The 24,867-nt window shown below is 64.2% G+C and carries 24 protein-coding genes; 15 read left to right on the top strand and 9 right to left on the bottom strand.

The genetic code is table 11. The features are described 5' to 3' along the window. A partial coding sequence (locus VIM95_RS02765) for a DUF1800 domain-containing protein (protein WP_331982726.1) occupies window positions 1-980 on the bottom strand: 980 nt, incomplete at its 3' end. 523 nt (window positions 981-1,503) lie between these two features. Between VIM95_RS02765 and VIM95_RS02760 the strand changes: the two genes are divergently transcribed. The 6 genes from VIM95_RS02760 (at window position 1,504) to VIM95_RS02735 (ending at window position 8,318) form a co-directional block, all read left to right on the top strand. Then, on the top strand, window positions 1,504-1,755 hold the full coding sequence (locus VIM95_RS02760; RefSeq protein WP_331982724.1) for a YfhL family 4Fe-4S dicluster ferredoxin: 252 nt from the start codon (window positions 1,504-1,506) through the stop codon (window positions 1,753-1,755). A 254-nt stretch (window positions 1,756-2,009) separates the two neighbouring features. Beyond that, on the top strand, window positions 2,010-2,774 hold the full coding sequence (locus VIM95_RS02755) for a hypothetical protein (protein WP_331982722.1): 765 nt from the start codon (window positions 2,010-2,012) through the stop codon (window positions 2,772-2,774). 122 nt (window positions 2,775-2,896) lie between these two features. After that, window positions 2,897-4,561 carry an energy-dependent translational throttle protein EttA gene (gene ettA / locus VIM95_RS02750; RefSeq protein ID WP_331982720.1) on the top strand — a complete coding sequence of 555 codons (1,665 nt, stop codon included), beginning with the start codon at window positions 2,897-2,899 and terminating at the stop codon, window positions 4,559-4,561. 99 nt (window positions 4,562-4,660) lie between these two features. Then, window positions 4,661-6,181, top strand: coding sequence for a M48 family metallopeptidase (locus VIM95_RS02745; RefSeq protein ID WP_331982718.1), 1,521 nt, complete (start codon window positions 4,661-4,663; stop codon window positions 6,179-6,181). 10 nt (window positions 6,182-6,191) lie between these two features. Next, window positions 6,192-7,160 carry a D-2-hydroxyacid dehydrogenase family protein gene (locus VIM95_RS02740; RefSeq protein ID WP_331982716.1) on the top strand — a complete coding sequence of 323 codons (969 nt, stop codon included), beginning with the start codon at window positions 6,192-6,194 and terminating at the stop codon, window positions 7,158-7,160. Between the two features lie 72 nt (window positions 7,161-7,232). Next, on the top strand, window positions 7,233-8,318 hold the full coding sequence (locus tag VIM95_RS02735; protein WP_331982714.1) for a GGDEF domain-containing protein: 1,086 nt from the start codon (window positions 7,233-7,235) through the stop codon (window positions 8,316-8,318). Here VIM95_RS02735 and VIM95_RS02730 read toward each other — a convergent pair. Beyond that, window positions 8,294-9,238, bottom strand: a complete 945-nt coding sequence (locus tag VIM95_RS02730; protein ID WP_331982712.1) for an RluA family pseudouridine synthase — start codon at window positions 9,236-9,238, stop codon at window positions 8,294-8,296. The two genes, VIM95_RS02735 and VIM95_RS02730, sit on opposite strands and share 25 nt — an antisense overlap. A 118-nt stretch (window positions 9,239-9,356) precedes the next feature. On the opposite strand from VIM95_RS02730, the gene VIM95_RS02725 reads away from it, so the two are divergent. Then, window positions 9,357-10,124, top strand: coding sequence for a hypothetical protein (locus VIM95_RS02725; RefSeq protein WP_331982710.1), 768 nt, complete (start codon window positions 9,357-9,359; stop codon window positions 10,122-10,124). Beyond that, window positions 10,121-10,372 (top strand): VF530 family protein, encoded by a 252-nt coding sequence (locus tag VIM95_RS02720; RefSeq protein ID WP_331982708.1) that lies wholly within the window; start codon window positions 10,121-10,123, stop codon window positions 10,370-10,372. The genes VIM95_RS02725 and VIM95_RS02720 overlap by 4 nt, the downstream gene beginning before the upstream one ends. Window positions 10,373-10,441: 69 nt before the next feature. Here VIM95_RS02720 and VIM95_RS02715 read toward each other — a convergent pair whose 3' ends face one another. Continuing rightward, a complete protein-coding gene (locus VIM95_RS02715; protein ID WP_331982706.1) occupies window positions 10,442-11,308 on the bottom strand; it encodes a Tim44-like domain-containing protein in 867 nt (288 codons plus the stop codon). 73 nt (window positions 11,309-11,381) lie between these two features. Between VIM95_RS02715 and VIM95_RS02710 the strand changes: the two genes are divergently transcribed. The 4 genes from VIM95_RS02710 to VIM95_RS02695 all read left to right on the top strand — a co-directional run bounded on the left by VIM95_RS02710 (window position 11,382) and on the right by VIM95_RS02695 (window position 13,326). Further along, window positions 11,382-11,528, top strand: a complete 147-nt coding sequence (locus VIM95_RS02710) for a hypothetical protein (protein ID WP_331982704.1) — start codon at window positions 11,382-11,384, stop codon at window positions 11,526-11,528. 96 nt (window positions 11,529-11,624) lie between these two features. Next, window positions 11,625-12,224 carry a DUF429 domain-containing protein gene (locus VIM95_RS02705; protein ID WP_331982702.1) on the top strand — a complete coding sequence of 200 codons (600 nt, stop codon included), beginning with the start codon at window positions 11,625-11,627 and terminating at the stop codon, window positions 12,222-12,224. A gap of 97 nt (window positions 12,225-12,321) precedes the next feature. Beyond that, window positions 12,322-12,897, top strand: a complete 576-nt coding sequence (locus VIM95_RS02700) for a hypothetical protein (protein ID WP_331982700.1) — start codon at window positions 12,322-12,324, stop codon at window positions 12,895-12,897. A 252-nt stretch (window positions 12,898-13,149) separates the two neighbouring features. Beyond that, window positions 13,150-13,326, top strand: a complete 177-nt coding sequence (locus tag VIM95_RS02695; RefSeq protein WP_414648460.1) for a YgaP family membrane protein — start codon at window positions 13,150-13,152, stop codon at window positions 13,324-13,326. An 85-nt stretch (window positions 13,327-13,411) separates the two neighbouring features. Here VIM95_RS02695 and cobA read toward each other — a convergent pair whose 3' ends face one another. The 3 genes from cobA to VIM95_RS02680 are packed head-to-tail and all read right to left on the bottom strand — an operon-like array spanning window position 13,412 to window position 16,393. Next, complete coding sequence (gene cobA, locus VIM95_RS02690; RefSeq protein WP_331982696.1) at window positions 13,412-14,161, bottom strand: uroporphyrinogen-III C-methyltransferase; 750 nt, start codon at window positions 14,159-14,161, stop codon at window positions 13,412-13,414. Between the two features lie 2 nt (window positions 14,162-14,163). Next, complete coding sequence (locus tag VIM95_RS02685) at window positions 14,164-14,733, bottom strand: DUF934 domain-containing protein (RefSeq protein WP_331982694.1); 570 nt, start codon at window positions 14,731-14,733, stop codon at window positions 14,164-14,166. Then, on the bottom strand, window positions 14,726-16,393 hold the full coding sequence (locus VIM95_RS02680) for a nitrite/sulfite reductase (protein WP_331982692.1): 1,668 nt from the start codon (window positions 16,391-16,393) through the stop codon (window positions 14,726-14,728). Before VIM95_RS02680 ends, VIM95_RS02685 begins: the two co-directional genes overlap by 8 nt. A 300-nt stretch (window positions 16,394-16,693) precedes the next feature. On the opposite strand from VIM95_RS02680, the gene pepN reads away from it, so the two are divergent. The 3 genes from pepN to VIM95_RS02665 all read left to right on the top strand — a co-directional run bounded on the left by pepN (window position 16,694) and on the right by VIM95_RS02665 (window position 22,045). Then, window positions 16,694-19,342, top strand: coding sequence for an aminopeptidase N (gene pepN / locus VIM95_RS02675; RefSeq protein ID WP_331982690.1), 2,649 nt, complete (start codon window positions 16,694-16,696; stop codon window positions 19,340-19,342). A gap of 135 nt (window positions 19,343-19,477) precedes the next feature. After that, window positions 19,478-19,912 carry a response regulator gene (locus VIM95_RS02670; RefSeq protein ID WP_331982689.1) on the top strand — a complete coding sequence of 145 codons (435 nt, stop codon included), beginning with the start codon at window positions 19,478-19,480 and terminating at the stop codon, window positions 19,910-19,912. A gap of 6 nt (window positions 19,913-19,918) precedes the next feature. Then, the gene (locus VIM95_RS02665; RefSeq protein ID WP_331982687.1) at window positions 19,919-22,045 is read left to right on the top strand and encodes a putative bifunctional diguanylate cyclase/phosphodiesterase; all 2,127 of its coding nucleotides are present in this window, start codon (window positions 19,919-19,921) and stop codon (window positions 22,043-22,045) included. Between the two features lie 387 nt (window positions 22,046-22,432). On the opposite strand, the gene VIM95_RS02660 is transcribed toward VIM95_RS02665, so the two are convergent. From VIM95_RS02660 to VIM95_RS02650, 3 genes are all read right to left on the bottom strand, one after another. Next, on the bottom strand, window positions 22,433-22,855 hold the full coding sequence (locus tag VIM95_RS02660) for a DUF962 domain-containing protein (RefSeq protein WP_331982685.1): 423 nt from the start codon (window positions 22,853-22,855) through the stop codon (window positions 22,433-22,435). Between the two features lie 104 nt (window positions 22,856-22,959). After that, on the bottom strand, window positions 22,960-23,676 hold the full coding sequence (locus VIM95_RS02655; protein ID WP_331982683.1) for a helix-turn-helix domain-containing protein: 717 nt from the start codon (window positions 23,674-23,676) through the stop codon (window positions 22,960-22,962). Window positions 23,677-23,736: 60 nt separating this feature from the next. Further along, on the bottom strand, window positions 23,737-24,810 hold the full coding sequence (locus VIM95_RS02650) for a bifunctional nicotinamide-nucleotide adenylyltransferase/Nudix hydroxylase (protein WP_331982681.1): 1,074 nt from the start codon (window positions 24,808-24,810) through the stop codon (window positions 23,737-23,739). Window positions 24,811-24,867 lie beyond the last annotated feature (57 nt).

Here is a 24,867-nt window from a genome sequence, read left to right as displayed (position 1 = left end):
AACTGGCGCAGGGTACCCACGGTCAGTTCTACCGGAGACTTGACCAGTACGCCCCGGTTGGCGGCGGCATAGAAGGCATCCGAGCTCAGCATGGTCTGGAGCAGCGGTCGCAGTTCGTAGTTTCCCGCGCGGAACTGGCGCGCCCAACGCTGGACCAGCACCGGATCAGGCTCAGGAGAAATGAACTCGCGCCACAGCTTGGCGGTGACGAATTCGGCCGTCTCCGGCCGGCTCAAGAGCAGGTTGATAAAGGCGCCGGCATCGTAACGGCCACGTTGGCCGAATACCGTCTTGCTGCCGTCGTCATGCAGGGCCGGGCGGAAGCGGTATTCGCCGCTGGCCCGATCCACGCCCATGCCGGTCAGCGCCCTGGCGGCCTCGCGGATGTCCTGCTCGCTGTAGTGCCCCTCGCCCAGGGTAAACAGCTCCATCACCTCGCGGGCGAAGTTCTCGTTCGGCTGTCCCTTGCGGTTCTGCACCCCATCCAGGTAGACCAGCATGGCCGGGTCGCGCGCCACTTCGTGCAGCAGGTGGCCGAAGTTGCCCAGCGCCTCGCGCCGCAGCAATACGTTCTGGCGGTACATCAGCACCGGCAGCTTGACCTTCTGCAGGGCCGAGACGAAGTGGTTGTGCCAGAACAGCGTCATCCGCTCGGTCAGCGGCGAGGGTGTGGTCAAGAGCTCGGTATACCACCAGCTGCGCAGCTCTATACCCAGATCACGTTGCTGCTCACGCAGGGCCTTGCGCTCCTCGTCGCTCATGTCGCGGTAGGGCCGCTCCGGCAGATCCTGCGCCGTCCAGTCGGGGGCCGGCGTGGCTGCAACCGTCCTGACCCCATCGAGCAGTTTCTGCGCAGCGGCCGCCCGATCCAGCTGGGCATACTCGGCCACTTCGGCCGGCGTGGGGCCCAAGCCGGTACGGGCCAACAAGTGGCGCGCATCCGATTCCCCGAGGGGGATGGCGGATACGAGGGTAGACAAAAGCGCAGCCGCGAGAGGCAGCACAAGGCGCATGGCGAGGCTCCAAGGCAATCGGTGTCCACAGCCTAGCCGCACGCCGCCAATTCATGCCAGCCGGCCTCTTTGCTTGCGTGGGGAATTTACATCTGGAAACAAGCACTAAGAGCCCTTGTAGGCTTACTAGCAGCGGATGTGAGATGCACTCAACGCAAGCGCCCGGGCTGTCCCCGCAAGGGGCGGCCGAAGTAGTAAGCCACCTAACGGTGGCAACGACTTCGCCCACCCTGACGCCAATCATCAACAGATGACTGAAACGAAGGCTCTCACCTGATTTCTTCCCGCCCCTCCGCAGCCTTGCACGCACAGGTTCTAGGCGCGAGTGCCAAGAACTCTGGCAGCCGCCCGCCGGCGGGGAACCTCGCTGCGCTCGGGCGCACTTTGAATAAATGCCTGTTTTCAAATTCTTAGGTTCATAACAGGCACTAAGAATTGTCATGCAGCGGTGGTAAAATTCTCCCCCGATTGCCCAAGCCGAGATACCACCATGGCCCTGATGATTACCGACGAATGCATCAACTGCGACGTGTGCGAGCCCGAGTGCCCGAACCATGCCATCTCGCAGGGGGCGGAAATCTATGAGATCAACCCGGATCTCTGTACCGAGTGTGTCGGCCACTTCGACGCCCCGCAGTGCCAGCAGGTCTGCCCGGTCGATTGCATCCCGCTCGACCCGGACCGCAAAGAGACGAAGGACGCGCTGATGCAGAAGTACCAGATCATCATCGCCCGGGGGTAGTGCGGCTCGCAGGCAAGTGACTACTCGATACGCCAGCTCTGCGCCCGGCAAAGCCGGGCGTTAGGGACTGGTGAGAAATCAACGGCCCCCCTCCCTGATTTATCCCACTCCCCCCGCCCTGGCCGCCGCGAGGGAGCCTCGCTGGCGCGAGATTGCAGCAACTTCCGGCCCGAGAAAACTCGCCAAGGCCCGGCATGCGCGGGTCTTTGCATTTGGCTGCCCGGGTGGCACGGCGCTTGCAATTGAGCCTGGCCATGCGCGCCCATCCCGTCGATCCCAGCCAGACCTTGCCCACCAGTGGCAGCCAGGTCGAGGCCAAACCGCCCAGCCAGGCACCGCCCGGCTTCGAGGTCTGGTACGCCCAGGCCCTGGCAGCGGCTGCGCCACGCCCTGATCCGGCACTGGAGAGCGGGCCGGCCGACTTCGGGCTGTGGGGCGCCTCGCCGGATGCCAACGGAAGACTAGAACTGGACGAAGTGGCCGGCAATCTGCGTGCCACGCTGCCGGTCTTTGCCGCCAACCTCGGCAGAGTTTGCCGCCAGGCGGGCGTCGTCACGCCCCCGCTACTGCGCTTGGAAGCTGGTAGCGACATCCAGCCCGCCCTGCCCTTCGATGCCCGAGCCGGCATGGTGCAGCAGCTGTTCGACGACAGTCCCGGCCTTGCCCGCCAGTTCCGCCGGCTGATGGCGGGCTTCGGTTTTGTCCGCTGTAGCGACGCACTGCGCGCCTACCAGCGTGCGCTGGCGCGGCTGGGTCCAAGCCGGCTGGCCGCCGTCATGGCCCGCCAGGGCGATGCCCATGCCACGCCACATCTGGCGTTGGTATTCGACGGTACCTCGGCCTGGCCTGAGGAGGCGCAGGGCGAGCGCTGGCGCCCGCTGGCCGGGCTGGAGCAGCTCAGCCGCGAGCTCAGCGATGCCAGCCATCCCGGCCAGGCACGCCGGAACGAACCACCCTTGCCTATCGATCAGGTCTTCGACCCGATCGGTGCCCGATTGCGTGCTGCACGTCAAAGGTAAAGCCGATTTGGCCCAGGCCCGGCAAGGCGTTGGTGGCATCGCATAAAGCAACGCCAGTCGGGGCGATCTTCGCCGGGTTTGCTAAACTGGCGGCATTTCCCCTCTCAGTACAAAGATTCCCTATGGCCCAATACGTCATGTCCATGCTCCGCGTGAGCAAGGTCGTTCCGCCCAAGCGGCAAATCATCAAGGATATTTCGCTCAGCTTCTTCCCCGGCGCCAAGATCGGCCTCCTGGGCCTGAACGGCTCGGGCAAGTCCACCGTGCTCAAGATCATGGCCGGCGTGGACAAGGAATTCGAGGGTGAGGTGCAACACCTGGCCGGCGTGAAGATCGGCTACCTTGCACAGGAGCCGCAGCTCAACCCGGCCAATACCGTGCGTGAGGAAGTCGAGTCGGGCATGGGCGAGATCTTCGAAGCCAAGCAACGACTGGAGGCGGTCTACGCCGCCTACGCCGAGCCGGATGCCGACTTTGACAAGCTGGCCGAAGAGCAGGCCCGTTGCGAGGCCATCCTCTCGACCGCCGGCCAGGATCTGGAAACCCAGATGGAGATCGCCGCCGACGCGCTGCGTCTGCCGCCCTGGGATGCCAACGTCGGCGTGTTGTCCGGCGGTGAAAAGCGCCGCGTGGCGCTGTGCAAGCTCTTGATGTCGCGCCCCGACATGCTGCTGCTCGATGAACCCACCAACCACCTGGATGCCGAATCGGTGGACTGGCTGGAGCAGTTCCTGGTGCGCTTCCCCGGTACCGTGGTGGCCGTTACCCACGATCGCTACTTCCTCGACAATGCCGCCGAATGGATCCTGGAACTGGACCGTGGCCACGGCATTCCCTGGAAGGGCAACTACTCGAGCTGGCTGGAGCAGAAGGAAGCTCGCCTCAAGCAGGAAGAGGCCAGCGAATCGGCCCGCCAGAAGGCGCTGAACAAGGAGCTGGAATGGGTGCGCCAGAACCCCAAGGCACGTCAGGCCAAGTCCAAGGCGCGTATCGCCCGTTTCGAGGAACTGAACTCGCAGGAATACCAGAAGCGTAACGAGACCCAGGAAATCTTCATTCCCATCGCCGAGCGCCTGGGCAATGAAGTGTTCGAATTCGAGAACGTCAGCAAGGCCTTTGGCGACCGCCTCTTGATCGACGACCTGAGCTTCAAGGTCCCGGCCGGCGCCATCGTCGGCATCATCGGTCCCAACGGTGCCGGTAAATCCACCCTGTTCCGCATGCTGGCCGGCCAGGAGCAGCCTGATAGCGGCACGGTCAAGATCGGTAACACGGTCAAGATGGCCTATGTGGACCAGAGCCGTGGCGCACTCTCCAACGACAAGACGGTGTTCGACGAGATCGCCGAAGGTCGCGACATCCTGCAGGTGGGCCGCTATGAGACCCCCAGCCGGGCCTATATCGGCCGCTTCAACTTCAAGGGCTCGGACCAGCAGAAGATCGTCGGTCAGCTGTCAGGCGGCGAGCGTGGTCGTCTGCACCTGGCCAAGACCCTGATCGCCGGCGGCAATGTATTGCTGCTGGATGAACCGTCCAACGATCTGGACGTGGAAACCCTGCGCGCGCTGGAAGACGCCCTGCTGGAATTCGCCGGCAGCGTGATGGTGATCTCCCACGATCGCTGGTTCCTGGACCGTATCGCCACCCACATCCTCGCCTGCGAGGGTGATTCCAAGTGGACCTTCTTCGACGGCAACTATCAGGAATACGAAGCCGACAAGAAGCGCCGCCTGGGTGAGGAAGGTGCCAAGCCCAAGCGTATCCGCTACAAGCCGATCTCGCGTTAAGCCATCCAACCCCGCCCCGTGCGGGGTTTTTAATTTCCGCTTGAGCCGCAACCCTGTTTGTCGCTGGGGCCGGGTAACGACTGCACTACAATCCCCTGCATGGAAAAACGCGACTACGAGATGCTGGTCTGGAGCCTGGAAGCCGAGGCGCGCGAACAACCCGCACTGTTCCGGGCCAAGGTCATCCTGATCAGCCTGTCGGCCTACCTTCTGTTGCTGGGCCTGCTGGGCGGAGTCGGGTTGATCAGCTGGGGCCTCTTCAGTTGGGTCAGGCATGGCTGGCGGCTGTTCCCCACGTTGGCGCTGATAGGTTGGCTGCTGGCGGCGCTGCCGGTGCTCGCCATCAGCGCCCGCATGCTGTTGTCGCGCCTTGATGCACCGCAGGGTCGTGCGCTCAAGGCGGCAGAGGCGCCCCGGTTGTTCAGGCTGATCGAGCGCCTGCGCAGCCAGCTCAAGGCGCCTGCGATCCACACGGTGCTGCTCACCCACGACTTCAACGCCGCCATCGCGCAGGTGCCCCGCTTCGGGCTCTTTGGCGGGCACCGCAACTATCTGATCCTGGGCCTGCCCTTTCTCAATACCGTGGCGCCCAAGGAGATGATGGCCGTACTGGCCCACGAATATGGCCACCTGGCCGGCAGCCACGGCAAGCTCAGCGCCTGGATCTACCGCCAGCGGCGAACCTTTGCCAGCCTGCACGAGCATGCCAGCCAGCGCCGCGAGGAGGACGTGATCAACGGCGTATTCGCCACCTTGCTGGATCGCTTTGCGCCCTATTACAACGCCTATACCTTCGTCCTCTCGCGGCAGAATGAATACGAGGCCGATGCGGTGGCCGGCCGGCTGGCCGGCGCCGAGGCCAGTGCCGCGGGGCTGGTCCGCAGCGAACTGCTGGCCGAATGGCTGCAGCAGGAATTCTGGCCCAAGCTCTACCAGCAGGCGGCCCAGCGTGCGAACCCCAGCTTCATGCCCTATGCGGCGATGCGCAAGATCGCCGCCGCCACCATGCCGGAGTGGGCCAGCAAGGAACGCCTGCAGGCCGCCTGGCAGCGGGATTCCGGCGTGCACGACACCCACCCCTGCTTGCGTGAACGGGTGCAGGCGCTGGATCAACCCTGCGCCCTGCCACCGGCGCTGAGCGTGACGGCGGCCGACGCCTTGCTGGGCGAATCCCTGGCCAGCCTGACCCGGGAGTTCGACCAACGCTGGTGGGACGGGGAGAAAGGCCAGTGGCAGGAATATCACCGCCGCCACACCCGGGCCACCAGCCGGATCGCCGAGCTGTCCGGCCAACCCATGGAGCATCTCGATGCCTCGGCCGCGCAGGAGTTGGCCCTGCTGCTGGCTGAATACCAGGGGTCCGCAGCCGCCAAGCCAGTGCTGGCCCATCTGCTTGGGCGTAGCGGCGAGCGCTACCCCAAGCCCGTCTACTACTATGGTCGGGTACTGCTGGACGAAGGTGACAGCAAGGGGCTCGACTACCTGGAAGAAGCCGCGCGCCTTTCGCCGGGCTTGGCGAACGACAGCCTCAGGGCTGGCTATGCCTGGCTATACGAACAGCAGGGCGAAGCGGCCGCAGACCAGTGGCTGCAGCAGCTACAGAGCCTGATGACCGACTGAAGGACGCACCATGCATATCCTGATACCGGACGACTACCAGTACGCCAGCCGCCAGCTGCGCGAAGTCGCCCTGCTGGCCGACCATGAGCTCACCGTACTGGGCGATCTGGCGCACGAGCCCGCGGCCGACGCAACGCTGGCCAGAACCGAGTGCCTAGTGCTGATCAGGGAGCGTACGGTGGTCGACGCCGCCTTTCTGCGCCGCACACCCAGGCTCCGCTTGATCAGCCAGACCGGCAAGGTGGCGCGCAATATCGACCTCGCTGCTTGCACGGCCGCCGGCGTAGCCGTGGTTGAAGGGGCCGGATCGCCGACCGCACCGGCGGAACTGGCCTGGCTGCTGATCATGGCTGCGCGCCGGCAGCTGATAGGCGCGATCGACGGTCTGCGCCAGGGGCGCTGGCAGACCAATATCGGCAGTGCGGTACACGGCCAGACCCTGGGCATACTGGGCTACGGCAAGATAGGCCAGTTGCTGGCTGGCTACGGTAAAGCCTTTGGCATGCGGGTATTGGTCTGGGGCAGCGAGCGCGCCCTAGCCGCCGCGCAAGCGGACGGTTATCAAGCCGCGCTGAGCCGGCAGGCCTTCTTTGCCGATAGCGACGTGCTCACCGTACACCTGCGCTTGGCTGCCAGTACCGAGCACAGCATCACTGCGGACGACCTCGCCGCCATGAAGCCCGACGCCCTGTTCGTCAACACCAGCCGGGCCGAGCTGGTGGCACCGGGCGCGCTAGAAACGGCGCTGGCGCAGGGGCGGCCGGGCTACGCGGCACTCGACGTATTCGAACAGGAGCCCATCTATAACCCGGAGCATCCGCTGCTCAAGCACCCGAAGGTGCTCTGTACGCCACATCTGGGCTATGTAGAGCGGGAGAGTTACGCGCTCTACTTCCGGCTCGCTTTTGAGAACGTACTGCGCTTTGCTGCCGGGGAGCGGGCGCACGTGCTCAACCCTGCTGCGCTGCCGGCTACCTGAACACCGCCGGCGAGGTCGCGACCCGGGCACCGGCTGACTATGATCTAAACATCATCCACCGGGGAGCCAGCGATGTACGCAGTCCAGATGCCCAGCCTGCTGGAACGCCTGGGGTCTCTGACGTCGATACGCGATACCGAGCTCTTGGAGCAGAGCCTGCTCAAAACGGTGCTATCCACGCTCAATATTGCCGATTGCTCGCTGTACCGTTTGAACGAGCGGCAGGATTTTCTGCGCGTCATCCATATGCATCGCTCAGCCAAGCGCTCTGCCGACGAAGCGGAGCGGGTACTGGAGCGGGCGGAGATCGAGTACAGCAATATCGTGCTCGGCGAAGACCTGATGGATCTGATCGACACGGTCAAGCTGACCCTGCACCAGGCCTCCCGTAAGCAGGGCAGCAAGGTGCTCAACCTCTACCCTCTGTTTGGCCGGGCCGGTATGAACGGCTATCTGGTCTTCGAATCGCGCCAACCCATCTCACTCAGCCACAGCGCCATTCTCAAGGGCATCCTGCAGCTCTACCGCAACTACTACACCCTGCTGGACGAGAGCCAGCGCGACAAGCTCACCGGCCTGCTCAACCGGCATGCCCTCGACCAGGGTCTGGACCGCATGCTGTCGGCACTATCCAGCCATTCAGAATCCGCTACCGAGAGCACTCCGATCCAGGAACAGGAGCACGACCCTGAGCTGCGCCGCGGTGGCAACCGGCAATACTGGCTGGCGGTGGTGGATGTGGACCACTTCAAGCCTATCAACGACAACTACGGGCATGTGGTCGGCGACGAGATCCTGCTGCTGGTGGCGCAGACCATGCACCGCAACCTGCGCGAGGGTGATCTGCTGTACCGCTACGGTGGCGAGGAATTTGTCATCATCACCACCACCGACGCCGAATGCCGTCGGCCTGAGCAGTTCGATCGCCTGCGAGTCGCCATTGAGCGGCGCGACTTCCCCCAGGTTGGACGGGTCACCGTCAGCGTCGGCTTCTGCCGCTTTGACAGCCTGCATTCGGCCACCACCTTGATCGCCCACGCCGACAAAGCGCTCTACGAGGCCAAGCGCGGCGGCCGCAACCGGGTCGAGAGCTACGGCGAGCTGGTGGACGCCGGCGTGATCAAGCAGGACGCCTACGGCAGCGTGGAGCTGTTCTGAACAGCCACCTCGCCGGCGGTCTGCCATGCAGGTTCATCAAGCGTGCGGCTGCTCTCGAATTGGCGCGGTCCGCCGGTGTAGGGATCGCGAAAGGCAATGCTGCGCGCCAGGAGCTGCAAGGGTCGGCTGAAGTCATCCCCCTTATCGGCCAACACCACCGGGTAGAAGGGGTCGTTGAGTATGGGTATGCCCAGGCTGGCCAGATGCAGGCGCAGCTGGTGCTTGCGGCCGGTTTGCGGCGAGAGCCGGTAGTGCGCCAACTCGCCGCGCCTTGCCAGTAGCTCGATCAGAGTCTCGCTATTGGGCTCACCGGCCACCTCTTCCATGGTGAAGAAGTCCTTCCCCTCCTCCATGCGGCTGCGGTGCAGCAAGGGAAGCATCAGATCCTCCCGGTAGCGCGCCAGGGCCTCGTACTGCTTGCTCACCTCGCGCCGCTCAAACAGGCTCTGATAGGCACCGCGGCTGGCCGGGTCCAGGCAGAACAGCACCACCCCTGCGGTTTCCCGGTCCAACCTATGAATGGGCGTGAGTTCAGGCAGGTCCAGTTGCCGCCGCAGGCGGATCAGCAGGGTCTCCTGCAAAAACCGGCCGGCCGGTGCCATGGGCAGGAAGTGCGGCTTGTCGACCACCAAAAGGCGCGCGTCGCGGTGCAGGACCACCGCTTCGAAGGGGATGGGGGTCTCGGTGGGTACCTCTCGGTAGTACCAGATGCGCATGCCCTGCCGGTAGGGGTGTTCGGGATACAGCGCCCTACCCGCTTCATCCACCAGGTCTCCACGCGCCATACGTTCGCGCAGCACCGCTTCGCCCAGGTGCGGGAAGCGCTGTACCAGAAAGGTCAAGAGATCAGGCCAGCGGCCCTCGGGCAGCCAGAGGTAGCTGGGGGCGATGCCCTCACGGGCGGGGAGTGGAGCGGTCAAGGGTTCGGGGAGGGGCTGCGAAAGTACCAGTTTACCGCCAGCCATCAAGTGCGGCACTGCGGGCGCCATCCAGTCCGACTAGAATGGCGCTTTCGCCACTGTATTAAGGATGTAAGGCATGCCGATCTTCGGTTTGGGCCTGCACGTGCTGGTCGCCATCTACTTCGCTGTTCATGCACTACGCCATGGTCAGAACATGTACTGGCTATTTGTCTTGTTCGCCTTCCCGCTCCTGGGCAGCATCGTCTACTTCATCGTCATCTACCTGCCAGCGCTGCAACAAAGCCGTGGTGGCGTAGCGGCCAAGCGGGCGCTGCGCCAGCTGGTAGACCCGCAACGCGCCCTGCGTGAAGCTCGCCAGGCCTTCGAGCTGACGCCCACGCTGGACAAGCGCCTACGGCTGGCGGAAGCCCTGCTGCAGAACCGCGCCGCCTCCGAGGCACTGGCGCTGTATCGGGAAGTGGCGAACGGCCCCTTCGCCCGCGACCCGGCCCTCCTGGCCGGCCTGGCCGAGGCAGAATTCGAAACCGGCGCCACCGACGCCGCCTACGCCACCCTGCAGCGGCTGTTCGAGGCCAAGCCGGACGCGCGCCGCCAGCCCGAAACTGCCTTGCTGTACGCCCGTGCGCTAGGCGTCAGGCAGCAAACCGAAGCCCGCGACGCCTTTGAAGCAGCCCTGGTGGTGGCCAGCGGCCCGGAAGCCAAGTGCCGCTATGCCGACTGGTTGCAGCAACAGGGTCAGGATGCCGACAAGCAGCGTGCCGCTGGGCTGTACCAGGAGGTGGTGCAAGACAGCCGCCACTGGCACAGCCACGCCCGCAGCATCAACAAGCCCTGGCTCAACCATGCCCAGAGCGCCCTCAGCCAGGCCGGGTGGCAGCCATGAGCAGCACGCAGACCAACAACCCCGGCCACGGGGTCACCCTGGAGCGCATGCTGACTCTGCTGGTGGAGCACTATGGCTGGCCCGCACTAGCTCAGCGCATCCCCATCCGCTGCTTTCAGTCCGACCCCAGCATCAAGTCCAGCCTGACCTTTCTGCGCCGCACGCCCTGGGCGCGCGAAAAGGTCGAGCTGCTCTACCAGCAATACCACCGTCGCCAGCAAGGCAAGGCCCATCCGGCCGAAGACTGAGCGCGGGGGATAACCGGCATGAAAAAGGGCACCCCGAGGTGCCCTTTTTCATTTGCCTGCAGATCTATTTCAACGATTCTGCTCAATACCGGCTACTACCCAGCCAGCCCGGCCATCGTTGGCCTTGGTCAGGTGCCAGGTTTCGTCGAAGGCTTCAGCCGTACCCTCGGCGGTCTCGCGGATCAGGCCATGGAAACGCACGCTGGCAATGTCGCGGCGCGCTTCCTGGACATAGTCCAGCACCACGGCCTCAACACTCACCACATCGGTGTTGTTGGCCGCGCCATTACGCTCGGCGATCTGCAGCTTGATCTCGGCAAACATCTCCGGCGAGGTGAACTCGCGCAAGTCATCGAGATTGGCAGCATCGTAGGCGGCTTGCAGGCGCACGAAGTTGAGCTTGGCGCTGCGCACAAAGGCCGCTTCGTCAAAGTCTGCCGGGAAGGTGGCAGCGCTATAGCCAGCCGACGAGCCGTTGCTGGCGCCGCCGTAACTGCCTTGCGGCTGGTAAGCGACAGGTGCAGCCTGGCCACCCGCATATTGCGCAGCGGCTGGCGCCGGCTGGGCCGGTCGCATGCGGCGCATAAAGAAGCCGATCACCGCGAAGACGGCGACGGCCAACAGCGCCAGCATGGCAAAGTTGGCCATACCCTCACCCATGCCCAGGTGCGAGAACAAGGCGGCCAAGCCAATACCCGCGGCCAGGCCAGCCAGCGGGCCGAGCCAGTTACGCTTGGGCTGGGCCGGCGCGGGCGCCGCCTGCTGCGGGCTCTGTGCCGGACGATCCGCCTGCCGCTGCGGGCTGGCATCGCGCGTCGGTACGCTGCGCTGCATGCCCGAGGACTTGCCACCGCCAAAGCGCTTGGCCTCTGCGTCGGGCATCATCACCCCGACGCTCAGGAACAGCGCGAAAAAGGCGTAGAAGAGACGTTTCATGCGATGCTGACTCCTAATGAGAATAGCTCTCAGACTATCGCATCCCGCCCAAGTTCCCAAACCGGACTCCAATATGCAGCTGCTAGGCATCGACTTCACCAGCCGCCCCACAAGGCGCAAACCCATCACCGTGGCGGTCGGTCGGCTGCAGGCCGGGGGCTTGCTGCTGGAACGCCTGGACAAGCTGCCGGACTTCACCGCCTTCGAGGCGCTGTTGTAGCAGCCAGGCCCATGGCTCGCTGGCTGTGACTTCCCCTTCGGCCTGCCACGTGAACTGGTGCAACAGCAGGGCTGGCCTGAATCCTGGCCAGCGCTGATGCGCCAGCTACAGACCCTGGACCGTGCCAACCTGACCCAGATACTGCGCGACTTCTGCACCGCACGACCCGTGGGCAGCAAATTCGCGCACCGCACGGTCGACACCTTGGCACGCTCCAGCCCTTCGATGAAGTGGGTCAACCCGCCGGTCGCCTATATGTTGCACGAGGGGGCGACCCGGCTCTACCAAGCCGGCATCACGCTACCTGGCCTGCATGCAGGCGACCCACTGCGCCTGGCCCTGGAGGCCTACCCCGCGCTGGCAGCGCGGCAGGTAATCGGCAATGCCAGCTACAAGAGCGATACGCGCGCCAAGCAGACTGCCGAGCGTCGAGCACGGCGCGAGCAGATCGTGGCCGCCTTGTTGGCCGGCAGGCATCCTCTAGGCATTACGCTCAAGCCGGCAGCGCCACAGTGGGTGGAAGATCTGGTCGAAGACGGCAGTGCCGACCTGCTGGACGCCACGCTCTGCCTTATACAGGCGGCCTGGGCAGTGCAGCGCCGCGGCTATGGGTTGCCAACGGACATGGATGCACTGGAAGGCTGGATCATCACCACGCCAACCGATCAGGCTGCAACAAATGTCAATGGAATGTAAACGAGCGTAAGCAGGGTCATCCTGCCGCCGGGGCGAGACGTTTTTGCAGGTACAGGCTGAGACAACGGCCACAGATCAACCACAAGGAGCCTCACAAATGCAGACTCGTCCCACCCTCCTGCTCGCCGCCCTGCTGCTGACCGGCAGCGCCTTTGCCGCCAGCCCGGCCGAACCGGTACAACGTGACGTCAACCAGCAGCAACGTATCGAGCAAGGCCTCAAATCGGGCCAGCTCAATACCCGCGAAGCCGCCCGCCTGGAAGGCGAAGAAACGCACGTAGAGAAGATGGAAGCGAATGCGCTCAAGGACGGCCACCTGAGCAAACAGGAAAAGGCTCGCATCAACCGCGCCGAGAACCGCGTCAGCGGTGATATCAGCCGCGAGAAGCACGACGGCCAGCTCGGTAACCCCAACTCGGCCTCCTCGCAGCGCGTGCAGGCCGATGTGCAGCGCAATATCAACCAGCAGCAGCGCATCGAGCAGGGCATCCAGAACGGCACCCTGAACAATCGTGAGATCGCCCGTACCGAGCGCGCCGAAGCCCGCGACACTCGTGCCGAGGCACGTGCCGGTCGCGATGGCCATGTTAGCGCCCGTGAGCAGGCTCGCGTGCAGCACGATGAAAACGTGGCCAGCCGCAAGATCTATCGCAAGAAGCACAACCAAGGTTAAGACCGTGCGGTGGATTGGCCGCCGCACTCTCTGACGGCAGAAGCGCCCAGGACTCCTGGGCGTTTTTGTTTGCCTAGCCCTGGTGCAATGCGCCCCGCCAACTCGAATCTCAAACCGACGAACGGTAGGGGATTTTTTGAAACGTCGCGAATCCGTTTGCAAAGCCGCCGCCTCTTAGTGGTCGAGGATGTCCTCTGACCAACTGGGAGTACCACCATGCTTTACGTCAAGAATGTGCCGAACTGGGAACGCGTGCTGCGCGTCATCGTGGGTCTGGCTGTCGTTGTCGCCGCCCTCCTGGGTCTACCGGGCCTGACCGGCATCATCGTCGCCCTGTCCGCCGCCGGCATCGTCATCTCCGGCCTGGTCGGCTTCTGCCCGGCCTGTGCCCTGGTTGGTCGCAAGCTGGCCAAGCAGACCGCCAAATAAGCTGTGGCTATAGGGTCCCGGTGGCCCACCACGCAAAACGCCGCATCAGGAATGCGGCGTTTGTCTTTACGTCCGTGAGCGCGTGTCAGCCGAACCGGGCTCGGACATCGGGTTCCGCCAAGGCCAGCTTGGCACGATAGACCTCGCCGATCAGCAGGATGGCAGGGCCGGCCAGGTTCCAGCTGGCAGCTTGCGGCAGCTCGGCCAGAGTCAGCGGGAATTCCCGGCTGCCCGGCAACGAGGCGTTCTCGATGATCAGGAGCGGCGTACTTGGCACCATGCCGGCCGCCAGCAAGGCAGCTGCCACCTCGGCAGCCTGCCGCACCCCCATGTAGAGGACGGCGGTATCCGCCGCCATGACCGGCTTGACCCAGTCACTGCCGGCTTCGCCCTCACCCACGCGGGCGGTAGCAAACAGTACATTGCGAGCGAGGCCGCGGCTGGTCAGCGATACACCGGCTTCTGCCGAAGCCGCCAGTGCGGCGGTGATACCCGGCACCACTTCATACTCGATACCGGCGGCCGCCAGCTCGGCCAGTTCTTCCTGCGCCCGACCGAACAGCATGGGGTCACCGCCCTTGAGGCGCACCACCTTGCCGTATTTGGCCGCAGCATCCAGCAACATCTTGTTGATAAAGCGCTGGGCGGTGGACGCTTGCGCACAGCGCTTGCCCACCGGAATCAGCACCGCCTGCGGGCAGTAGTCCAGCATCTCGGGCTGCACCAGCGCGTCATATAGCACGGCGTCGGCGCTTTGCAGCAAGCGCATGCCACGCACCGTGATCAGGTCTGCAGCCCCCGGACCCGCGCCGATCAGATAGACCTTGCCCGCCATGCTCAGGTGCTCCGGCGACGGAACAAGGGCAGCGGTTGGTCAACCGCCCCCTGGTAGAACTCGTGGAAGTCATCGAGACCGCGGGCAGCTTCGACGATGTCCTTGTCCGGTCGCACCGCATAGGCATTGAACCCGCAGCGGTGCAGATAGAGCATGGTGTCCTTGAACACATCGCCAACCGCACGCAGCTGGCCCTTGAAGCCATAGCGATCGCGCAACAGGCGGGCGGTGGAAAAACCACGGCCATCGGTAAAGGCCGGGAAGTCCACGGCGATCAGCGGTAGCCTGGCCACATCCTGCGCCAGGTCTTCGACCTCCTCGTCCGGTGCAATCCAGACCCCGACCTCGCCCCGCGCCAGCAGCTGCGCGCGCTGCGCCAGCCAGACCTTGAGCGGCACGATCACCGGGCCGCTGGCGGGAATCTGGTCGTCATTGACCAGTTGCCAGACGTCTTCGACGATCTGCCGGTCGACAATGATGCGCTGGCGCGCATCGGTACAATGCGGGTGCGGCTGCTGCGGCTCGGCGCCGTCAGCCGGGTCCTGCTGGTCCAGCGGCAGGTGCTCAGCCATGGGCGCGCTCCTTCTGGTAGATGCGGGTCTTGAAGGGCTCGATGCCGACACGGTCCACCAGCTCCAGGAAGCGTTCGTCCTCGTGGCGCTGCTCGACATAGACCTCGATGATCTGGCTGATGACCTCGGCCATATCGTCCTGCGCGAAGGAGGGGCCGATCACCTTGCCCAGGCTGGCGGCATGGCCCTGACGGCCACCCAGCGAGACCTGGTACCACTCGGAACCGCTCTTGTCGACGCCGAGTATGCCGATATTGCCCACATGATGGTGGCCACAGGCGTTCATGCAGCCGGAGATATTGATGTCGATCTCTCCGAGGTCGAACAGGTAGTCGAGGTCATCGAAGCGGCGCTGGATGGCCTCGGCGATGGGAATGGACTTGGCATTGGCCAGCGAACAGAAGTCGCCGCCCGGGCAGCAGATGATGTCGGTCAGGAGACCGATATTGGGCGTGGCGAAGCCAAGCGTCTTGGCCGCTTCCCAGACGGCGGCCAGGTCGCTCTGGCGCACATCGGCCAGGATCAGGTTCTGCTCGTGGCTGACGCGTACCTCGCCAAAGCTGTACTTGTCGGCCAGATCGGCCACGCCTTCCAGCTGCTCGCTGGTCGCGTCACCCGGCGGCTTGCCGGTGGGCTTGAGCGAGAGGGTGACGGCGGCATAGCCCGGCACCTTGTGGCCAAAGACATTGCGCTCCACCCAGCGGGCGAAGGCCTTGTTCTCGGCCTTGAGTGCAAGGTAGCCGGCATCGTCGCCAGGCAGGGTCTGGTAGCCGGGTGCCACGAAGTGCTTGGCTACGCGGTCGATCTCGGCCTGGGTCAGGGTCATGGGACCATCCTTGAGATGGGCCCACTCGGCCTCGACCTTGGCGGCGAAGACTTCGGGGGTCATGGCCTTGACCAGGATCTTGATACGCGCCTTGTACTTGTTGTCGCGCCGGCCGTAGCGGTTGTAGACCCGCAGGATGGCGTCGAAGTAGCTCAAGAGGTGCTGGCGCGGCAGAAACTCGCGGATCACGCTGCCTATGACGGGGGTGCGGCCCAGGCCACCACCGACGATGACCTTGAAACCGACCTCGCCGGCCGCGTTCCGCACCACGTGCACGCCAATATCGTGCACCAGGGTGGCAGAGCGGTCCTGCACCGAGCCGCTGACCGCGATCTTGAACTTGCGTGGCAGGTGGGCGAACTCGGGATGGAAGGTGCTCCACTGGCGGATCAGCTCGCACCAGGGGCGCGGGTCGATCAACTCGTCATGCGCCACGCCAGCGAACTGGTCGCTGGTGGTATTGCGCACGCAGTTGCCCGAGGTCTGGATGGCGTGCATCTGTACCTCGGCCAGCTCGGCCAGGATCTTGGGCACGTCCTCGAGCTTGGGCCAGTTGTACTGCAGGTTCTGCCGGGTGGTGAAGTGGGCATAGCCACGGTCGTAGCGGCGGGCGATGCTGGCCAGGCGGCGCACCTGGTCGCTGCGCAGATGACCGTAAGGAATGGCCACCCGCAACATGGGCGCATGGCGCTGGATATAGAGACCGTTCTGCAGCCGCAGCGGACGGAATTCGTCCTCGGTCAGGTCGCCGGCCAGATAACGGCGCGTCTGGTCGCCAAACTGGGCGACGCGCTCGTCGACTATCTGCTGGTCATAATCGTCATAGACATACATGGTGCGGCCAATCGGGAAGCTGGCGGGAGTCTCGCAGAATAACAGCGCCGCCTTATGCGAAAAACGAACGTTTGCGTCTATTCATATCGCCCTGGGCGCATATGCACAGCCCAGGTCGATCACCGGCATGCCGCCGCTGGCGGCCTTGAGCCACGTGACTGTCAGCCCCGTGTCAGGGAACTGACGCACTACTGCGCTGCCTACGGTGCAGGTTTATAATCACCCGTTTCCCGCATCCGCCCCACGGCAGCACGAGGCAGCGATCCTGCCGCCCTGCCCCAGCCTGAGAAAAGACGCACCATGGCCAAACTCGACGCCAATACGCCCCAGCCGATCCAACTCAAGGACTATACCCCGCCGGCCTTCCTGATCGACAAGGTCGACCTGACCTTCGATCTGGACGAAACCCAGAGCCGCGTCAGTTCGCGCCTGGTACTGCACCGCAACCCGGCGCATCCCGACAGCCGGGCGGCGCTTAAGCTCGACGGCAAGGAGCTGGAGCTCGAGTCGATCAAGCTCGACGGCGAGGTGCTGGACGGCAGCCGCTACGAGATCGATGCCGAATCGCTGACCATTGCCGCCATGCCGGACAACGCGATCCTCGAGATCGTCACCATCATCCACCCGGAGACCAATACCAGCCTCAACGGCCTGTACCGCTCCGGTGCCAACTTCTACAGCCAGTGCGAGGCCGAGGGCTTCCGCAAGATCACCTACTACCTGGACCGCCCGGACGTGATGGCCCGCTTCACCACCACCGTGGTGGCCGACAAGGGCAAGTGGCCGGTGCTGCTCTCCAATGGCAACAAGGTGGGCGAAGGCGTGCTGGACAAGAACCGCCACTGGGTGAAGTGGGTCGATCCCTTCAAGAAGCCGGCCTACCTGTTCGCCCTGGTGGCCGGCAAGCTGTCCAAGCTCGCCGACAAGTTCACCACCGCCTCGGGCCGTGAGGTCGCACTGGAGATCTTTGTCGACGCCAGCGACCTCGACAAGTGCGAGCACGCCATGTCCTCGGTCAAGAAATCCATGGCCTGGGACGAGCAGCGCTACGGCCTGGAGTATGACCTCGACACCTATATGATCGTTGCCGTCGGCGACTTCAACATGGGGGCGATGGAGAACAAGGGTCTCAACATCTTCAATACCAAGTTCGTGCTGGCCCGCCCGGATACCGCTACCGACGTCGACTTTGACGGTATCGAGGCGGTGATCGCGCATGAATACTTCCACAACTGGACCGGTAACCGCGTGACCTGCCGCGACTGGTTCCAGCTGTCGCTGAAGGAAGGCCTGACCGTGTTCCGCGATCAGGAATTCTCGGCCGACATGGGCAGCCCCGAGGTCAACCGCATCGAGGCGGTGCGTACCCTGCGTACCCACCAGTTCGCCGAGGATGCCGGCCCCATGGCCCACCCGGTACGGCCTGAGAGCTATATCGAGATCAATAACTTCTACACCGTGACGGTGTACGAAAAGGGTGCCGAAGTCGTCCGCATGTACCAGACCCTGCTGGGCCGCGAGGGCTTCCGCAAGGGCATGGACCTGTACTTCAAGCGCCACGACGGCCAGGCCGTTACCTGTGACGACTTCCGTGCTGCCATGGCCGATGCCAACGGCTACGACTTCGAGCAGTTCTCGCGCTGGTACTCGCAGGCTGGCACCCCGGTGCTGACCGTGGCCGGCCGCTACGACGCTGCCGCCCAGACCTATACCCTGGATGTCTCGCAGCGCTGCCCGGCCACTCCGGGCCAGAGCGAGAAGCTGCCCTTCCATATCCCATTGGCGCTGGGCCTGGTCGGTCCGGACGGCGCCGATCTGCCGCTGCAGCTTGCCGGTGAGAGCGAAGCCGTGGCAGGCAGCCGCGTGCTGTCGGTCAAGGGCAGTCAGGAACAGTATGTGTTCCAGAACGTGACCGCAGAACCGGTCCCCTCGCTGCTGCGCAACTTCTCTGCGCCGGTGAAGCTGGAATTCGCCTGGACCCGACCGCAACTGGTGCACCTGCTGGCCCACGATAGCGACGCCTTCTGCCGCTGGGAAGCCAGCCAGACCCTGATGCTGCAAGACTTGCAGGGCCTGATCGAGGCCGCCCGCCGCGGTGAGGCGCTGGTGCTGAAGGATGACTTCGTCGCCGCCATGCGCCGCGTGCTGACCGACGAAACACTGGACCCGGCCCTGGTGGCCCTGATGCTGACCCTGCCGGCCGAGACCTACCTGGCCGACCAGCAGCAGGAAATCGACCCGGACGCCATCCGTGCTGCACGCGACGCCATGAAGCTGGGCCTCGCGCAGGCACTGCGCAACGAGTTCAAGGCCGCCTTCGTGCGCCTGCAGGACAGCGGTCCCTACCGCTACGAAGCCCGTGCCGTGGCACACCGTTCGCTCAAGAACGTGGCGCTGTCCTACCTGACCGAGTTGGGCGAGGCACCTTTGCTGGAACTGGCCGAGAAACAGTACATCGGTGCCAGCAATATGACCGACGCACAGGCCGCACTGGCCGCGATGGTGAACTGGCCGCAAGGTGACGCTGCACTGCGTGCCTTCGCCGAGAAGTGGGCCGGCGAAGCCCTGGTGATGGACAAGTGGTTCACCCTGCAGGCGCTGAGCCAGCGCCTGGGCAAGGTGGAGCAGGTGCGTGCTTTGATGCAGCACCCAGCCTTCGCCCTGACCAACCCCAACAAGGTGCGCTCGCTGGTTGGCGCCTTCCTGCACAACAACCTGGCAGGCTTCCACGCGGCCGATGGCAGCGGCTACGAGTTCGCCGCCGACACCATTCTGGCGGTAGACAAGCTCAACCCGCAGGTGGCGGCCCGCCTCGCCGGCTGCTTCAACCGCTGGAAGAAGCTGGAACCGCTGCGCCGCAACAGCATGGAAGCTGCGCTGCGCCGGGTGGCGGCCCACAGCGGTCTATCGCGCGATGTTTATGAAATCGTCTCCAAGAACCTGCAATGACTTGTTAGGATAGGGGGCGAAGCCTGTCGCAAAGCAGGCTGCACGCCTTACCCCGCTTGCTGGCGGGGTAAGGCGTGGTCTAGTGTTTAAGCGAACCGATAGCCGGCGGCCCCTGGTCGCCCCCAGGAAAGACGCATGCACACCCCTATCCTCTTGGTCGAAGACAATCCGGATGATGAGGCACTCACCATCCGTGCCTTTGGCAAGAACGGCATACAGAATCCCATCATCGTCGCGCGGGACGGCCAGGAGGCCATCGACTATCTGTATGGCCAGGGCCACCATGCCGGCCGCGACCTCAGCCAACGCCCCATCCTGATCCTGCTGGATATCAAGCTACCCAAGCTCAGCGGTATCGAAGTGTTGCGGCGTATCCGCAGCTGCGAGCCGACCAAGCTGATCCCGGTGGTGGTGCTGACCACCTCCAAGGAAGAGGACGACCTCGTCAAGAGCTACAGCCTGGGCGCCAACAGCTATATCCGCAAACCGGTCGACTTCATGCAGTTCATGGAGGTGGTACGCCAGGTCGGCATCTACTGGTTGATGCTGAACGAGCCGGTCCAGAACTGATCGCCCATGGACGAAACCACCGTCATCCAGCGCACACTCAGGGTATTGGTCGTCGACGATTCCGAAGACGACGCCCTCCTCAACGTGCTGGCGCTACGCCGCCAGGGCTTTGAGGTGGAATACCAACGGGTGGATGCACCGGAGACGATGCACGACGCCCTCAATACCGGCAGCTGGGACCTGGTGCTGTCGGACTACTCCATGCCGCAGTTCTCCGCCCAGGAGGCACTGCGCATCTTCCGCGAATACGGCCAGGTGGTGCCCTTTATCGTGGTCACCGGCACCATAGGCGAGGAATCTGCCGTCGCCATGATGAAGGCCGGCGTCAACGACTTCATCCTCAAAACCCACCTCAAACGGCTAGCCAGCGTGGTGGAGCGCGAACTGCGCGAGACCGGCAACCGCCGCGCCAAACGACAGGCCGAGCTGGCGCTGCGCGAGAGCCAGGAACGTTATGAGCTGGCCATACGCGGTGCCAATGATGGTTTGTGGGACTGGAATATCCGCGAGGACAGCATCTATTTCTCGCCACGCTGGAAGGCCATGCTGGGCTATAGCGAAGACGAGCTGGTCGACCCGGTACCGGAGACCTGGCTGGCGCTGACTCACCCGGACGAGGGCGAGGGCATTCGGCTTCAGCTGATCCAGCACCTCAAGGGCGAGACGCCTCACTTTGAGGCCGAGCACCGCATGCGCCACAAGGACGGCAGCTGGCGCTGGATGCTGACACGCGGCATGGCCATGATAGACCCGGCCAGCGGCCTGGCCTTCCGCATGGCGGGCTCCCTGACCGACATCACCGAACGCAAGCGCGCCGAAGAGCAGATGCTGTACGACGCGCTGCACGACAGTCTGACCGGCCTTGCCAACCGGGCCATGTTTACCGACTTCCTGGGCTTTGCACTGGGCCACGCCACCCGCGACCAAGACTATCTTTGCGCGGTGCTCTGCCTCAACCTGGAGCGCTTTCGCTACATCAACGACAGCTTTGGCCATACCACCGGCGATCGTATCCTGCGCGTGACGGCCGAGCGGCTGGCACGGGTGCAGCGGCCGGGTGACGTGGTCGCGCGCTTTGGTGGTGACGAATTCGCCATCCTGCTCGATGCAATCTCCGACCCCAGCGAGGCGATCCGCTTTACCGAATCCATGCTGGCGGAACTGGCCAAGCCCATCGACCTGGAAGGCCACGAGGTCTACCCCGGTGCACGCGTGGGCATCGCGCTCTCCTCCGGCGGCTATGCCCACCCCGAGGAGATGATCCGCGACGCCGACACTGCCATGCACCGCGCCAAACAACGCAAGGGCGGCAAGCTGGAAGTGTTTGACCGGGCCATGCAAGGCACCATGCTGCGCGCCCTCAAGATGGAACAGGAGATGCGCCGTGCCCTGGCCGCGCAGGAATTCCTGCCCTACTTCCAACCCATCGTGGACCTGGAAAGCGGCCAGATCGCCGCCTTCGAGGCCCTGGTGCGCTGGCAACAGCCGGACGGCAAGCTGATCAGCCCGGCCGAATTCATCCCGCTGGCCGAAGAAATCGGCCTGATCAACGAGATCGGCCGGCAGATGCTGGAAGATTCGGCCTACCAGATCGCCAAGTGGCAGCAGCAGTTCCCTGACCGCCTGCTACGCGTCAGCGTCAATCTCTCGGGCAAGCAGTTCAACCAGCTCGACCTGATCGAGCAGATCGACCGCGCCATCGCTCAGGCCGGTATCGAGGCCAACCGGCTGGAGCTGGAGATCACCGAGAGCATCCTGATGGACAATACCGACGCCATCATCGCCATGCTGCAGGCGATCCGGGCGCGCGGCATCCAGATCCTGATGGACGACTTCGGTACCGGCTATTCGTCACTGTCCTACCTGCACCGCTTTCCGTCCAATGTGCTGAAGATAGACGGCTCCTTTGTGCGCCAGATCACCGAGGACCATTTCAGCCGCGAGATCGTCCGCGCCATCGTGCTGCTCGCCCGCAGCCTCGGCATGGCGGTGATCGCCGAGGGGGTGGAGACCAACGAGCAGCTCCTGGCCCTGCGCGAGATGGACTGCCACTACGCCCAGGGCTACTACTTCGCCAAGCCGCTGCCGGCGGAACAGGCGACGGCATTGATTGCATCAAACCAGCAATGGTAGGGCACAGAATAGCTGCAGCTTGAGCTGACGCTGTAGTTCATCGCCCGGCAGAGCCGGGCGCTAGCCGGCAATCGATGCCCTAGCGCGCCTTCGCTTTATTGAGCCCACTCCCCCCGCCCTCGCCGCCGCGAGGGAGCCTCGCTGAGAATCACGGATGGGCTGGCCTGAGAACCCAAGCCTCAGCTCCTCGCCCGGCATAGCCGGGCGCTTTGCTGCATTCGATGTTCGGACGCGCTTTGCTTTCATTTCTCCCACTCCCCCCGCCCTCGCCGCCGCGAGGGAGCCTCGCTGACGCTCGGTAGCGACTTCGATCGGCGAATTAGCGCCATGCCATTGGCACCTCAGGCGGATATCCAAGAGCGGCAGCAAGGCTGCTAAATGCGCTGATCAGTAACGGATGTGCAGGCGCCGGTAGATGAAGCCCAGAAGCCAGGCGGGGCCGACGAGAAGGAATTTGATGTCGTCGAAGAAGGAGGGTTTCTTGCCTTCGACCTTGTGGCCGATGAACTGGCATATCCAGGCCAGCACGAAGATGGTAACCGAACTCCAGAGCAGGGACGGTAACACCGAGGCGATGCCCAGCATCGCGGCGGACAGGAGCAGCATGCCCAGCGCGATGGGTAGCGACAGACGCAGGTAATAGCCCAGCGCAAAGATCACGAAACCCAGCGCCAGCCAGGGGCTGGCGGCCCACAACATGCCCAGCAGGCTAAAGGTGATCAGCGGCACGCAGATCCAGTGCACGCGCTTGTTGAAGGGGTTCTGGTGGCTTTCGCCGTAGCGGTCGAACAGGGTATCGATGGTGCTCATGGCCGTCTCCGTTATTGTCATGCCAGCCCCGCCATCGCGAGACTGGAGCAGACACTCTAGTACGAGTTCCGGACCTTGGGCTTGAACGATTTCACTGTACCTATCTAACCGCTGATGATGGCCAGCCGGCTCAAGGTAGAGGGCACGACGCCGAAGGTGGCATGAAAGACCCGGCTCATATGCGCCAGATCGGCAAAGCCGGCGGCATGGGCGGCGGTGGTGAGGTTGGCGCCGGTAGCAAGCTTGTCCACCGCAGCCAAAAGCCGCATCCACAGCTGATAGCGGCGGAAGGGCAGGCCGGTATGTAGACGGAAAAGATGGCTGAAGCGGCTGGTGGAGAGTGTCGCCGCTGCCGCCAGGGCGTCCGCCCCCAGCTCCGGGTCGGCCGCCAGTTGCTGCAGGGCCTGGGTAACGCGCGCATCCAGCACCGGTGCGCGCTCGAAGCCCGGCAGCCAAGCGGCCTGCCAGCGCTCCAGCAGCGCCTCGCAACTGGCCAGGGGGCGCGGCATGCGCCAGGCGTCGAGCAGGTCATGGCACAGCGCAGGGTCGGCCTCGGGCCGGGCGCCGCCCTCCTGCCAAGCCTTGAGCAGGCGATAGCCGGGGTCGATGAACAGGTGGGCGATCAAGGCGCCGTTGGCCGCGATCTTGTGCTGCTGGCCCGGCCAGAGGATAGCAGCGCGGCAAGGCAGCAAAGGGCCATCGTCCACGGCCAACCGGAACTCCCCCTCCAGCGCCAGCGAGAGCTGGATGGCATGGTGGGCGTGCGGGGTGGAGTCGGTATCCACCCCCAGCACCAGCGCCCTGCCTCGCCACAAATACATGCGTCCGTGTGTCATGGCGCCAGTATAGGGGCTAGCCTGCCGGCCAGCAGCAGGTAGGCGCTATACCTGTCCCAGGAACCAGTTCACGATGTAGAAGTGGTCCTCGAACAACTGCTCTTCCATACGGTTGAATTCGAACAGTGGCACCCACTTGGCCTTGTCGGCGTCGTCATCACCGCGCACCTTGGGCAAGCCCTCGGTAGTCGGTGCCAGCTCGATCAGGAAGGCATGAGTGATGGTGCGCCCGCGCAGGCTGCGCTGCGGGTGATCGAATACCCGGCTGCCACGGATGGAGCCAGCCAGTACCGGCGCCGGTACCTTGAGGCGGGTTTCTTCCTTCAGTTCGCGGATCACCGCGTCCTTGATGCGCTCGTCCGGGTTGACGAAGCCGCCCGGCAATGCCCACAGGCCCTTGCCAGGCTGGGAGCGGCGGCGCACCAGCAGCACGTGACCGGAGTGGATCACCACCGCATCGACCGTGACAAAGCTTGGGGGATAAGGCGCGGCGGCCCAGCTTTGCCGGTAGCGCTTCACGAACAGGTATTCGTCCTGCAGCTTGGCGTAGGTCTCGCCCGCCCGGAAGTCATTGAGCCAATCGAACACCGGCACCGGCAGCAAGGCGGCACAGGCCGGCCAGTCGCTGTCACGCTCAGGATCGAAGAAGGCATGGCGGATGCGCGAGGCATGCACGTCCGGCAGCTCAGGCGCCTCGACCCGCGCCCATTGCGGGAACAGGTCCAGGTATTCGGCATTGCCCTTCTTGGCGCCACGTGGCGGCCCGACAATGCCGATGCGGAACTGAGCCTGGCGGCTGCCCACGTCCGAGGTATCGACCGCGATCACCCGGTCCACCAGGTGCTGTACCTCGGTCAGCCACTGCTGGTCGTTGTACATGCGGTCGGAGATGCCAACCACGAATACCCGCGACTGCTCTTCCTCGGCCAAGGCGAGCCGTATCATCCGTTCACGGTCCTCGACCGTGAACGGGTGCATGGGGTTGCGCGCCTGGCGGGCCGAACCACATAGCACCACCACTTTGTCGGCCAGCTGCAGGGCATGCTGCAAGGTCCACAAATGGCCGTTGTGGAAGGGTTGGAAGCGGCCGATAAAGATCAGGTAGTCGAATTCGCGCATTGCAGGACAAAAGAGTCGGGGACAAAAAAGGGCAGGTCACCCTGCCCTTCTACCTAA

This window comes from Chitinimonas sp. (assembly GCF_036568685.1).
Lineage (GTDB): Bacteria > Pseudomonadota > Gammaproteobacteria > Burkholderiales > Chitinimonadaceae > Chitinimonas.
Note: the sequence above shows the minus strand (reverse complement) of the source record. Positions and strands in the feature narration are given on the sequence as shown.

Excerpts from the sequence above, each read along its gene's own strand:
- ettA (WP_331982720.1), top strand. The coding sequence starts at position 2,897 with ATGGCCCAATACGTCATGTCCATGCTCCGCGTGAGCAAGGTCGTTCCG.
- VIM95_RS02755 (WP_331982722.1), top strand. The coding sequence starts at position 2,010 with ATGCGCGCCCATCCCGTCGATCCCAGCCAGACCTTGCCCACCAGTGGC.
- VIM95_RS02650 (WP_331982681.1), bottom strand. The coding sequence starts at position 24,810 with ATGCGCGAATTCGACTACCTGATCTTTATCGGCCGCTTCCAACCCTTC.
- VIM95_RS02720 (WP_331982708.1), top strand. The coding sequence starts at position 10,121 with ATGAGCAGCACGCAGACCAACAACCCCGGCCACGGGGTCACCCTGGAG.
- VIM95_RS02705 (WP_331982702.1), top strand. The coding sequence starts at position 11,625 with ATGCGCCAGCTACAGACCCTGGACCGTGCCAACCTGACCCAGATACTG.
- VIM95_RS02710 (WP_331982704.1), top strand. The coding sequence starts at position 11,382 with ATGCAGCTGCTAGGCATCGACTTCACCAGCCGCCCCACAAGGCGCAAA.
- VIM95_RS02745 (WP_331982718.1), top strand. The coding sequence starts at position 4,661 with ATGGAAAAACGCGACTACGAGATGCTGGTCTGGAGCCTGGAAGCCGAG.
- VIM95_RS02670 (WP_331982689.1), top strand. The coding sequence starts at position 19,478 with ATGCACACCCCTATCCTCTTGGTCGAAGACAATCCGGATGATGAGGCA.
- pepN (WP_331982690.1), top strand. The coding sequence starts at position 16,694 with ATGGCCAAACTCGACGCCAATACGCCCCAGCCGATCCAACTCAAGGAC.
- VIM95_RS02740 (WP_331982716.1), top strand. The coding sequence starts at position 6,192 with ATGCATATCCTGATACCGGACGACTACCAGTACGCCAGCCGCCAGCTG.
- VIM95_RS02680 (WP_331982692.1), bottom strand. The coding sequence starts at position 16,393 with ATGTATGTCTATGACGATTATGACCAGCAGATAGTCGACGAGCGCGTC.
- VIM95_RS02760 (WP_331982724.1), top strand. The coding sequence starts at position 1,504 with ATGGCCCTGATGATTACCGACGAATGCATCAACTGCGACGTGTGCGAG.
- VIM95_RS02725 (WP_331982710.1), top strand. The coding sequence starts at position 9,357 with ATGCCGATCTTCGGTTTGGGCCTGCACGTGCTGGTCGCCATCTACTTC.
- cobA (WP_331982696.1), bottom strand. The coding sequence starts at position 14,161 with ATGGCGGGCAAGGTCTATCTGATCGGCGCGGGTCCGGGGGCTGCAGAC.
- VIM95_RS02685 (WP_331982694.1), bottom strand. The coding sequence starts at position 14,733 with ATGGCTGAGCACCTGCCGCTGGACCAGCAGGACCCGGCTGACGGCGCC.
- VIM95_RS02665 (WP_331982687.1), top strand. The coding sequence starts at position 19,919 with ATGGACGAAACCACCGTCATCCAGCGCACACTCAGGGTATTGGTCGTC.
- VIM95_RS02700 (WP_331982700.1), top strand. The coding sequence starts at position 12,322 with ATGCAGACTCGTCCCACCCTCCTGCTCGCCGCCCTGCTGCTGACCGGC.
- VIM95_RS02660 (WP_331982685.1), bottom strand. The coding sequence starts at position 22,855 with ATGAGCACCATCGATACCCTGTTCGACCGCTACGGCGAAAGCCACCAG.
- VIM95_RS02735 (WP_331982714.1), top strand. The coding sequence starts at position 7,233 with ATGTACGCAGTCCAGATGCCCAGCCTGCTGGAACGCCTGGGGTCTCTG.
- VIM95_RS02655 (WP_331982683.1), bottom strand. The coding sequence starts at position 23,676 with ATGTATTTGTGGCGAGGCAGGGCGCTGGTGCTGGGGGTGGATACCGAC.
- VIM95_RS02715 (WP_331982706.1), bottom strand. The coding sequence starts at position 11,308 with ATGAAACGTCTCTTCTACGCCTTTTTCGCGCTGTTCCTGAGCGTCGGG.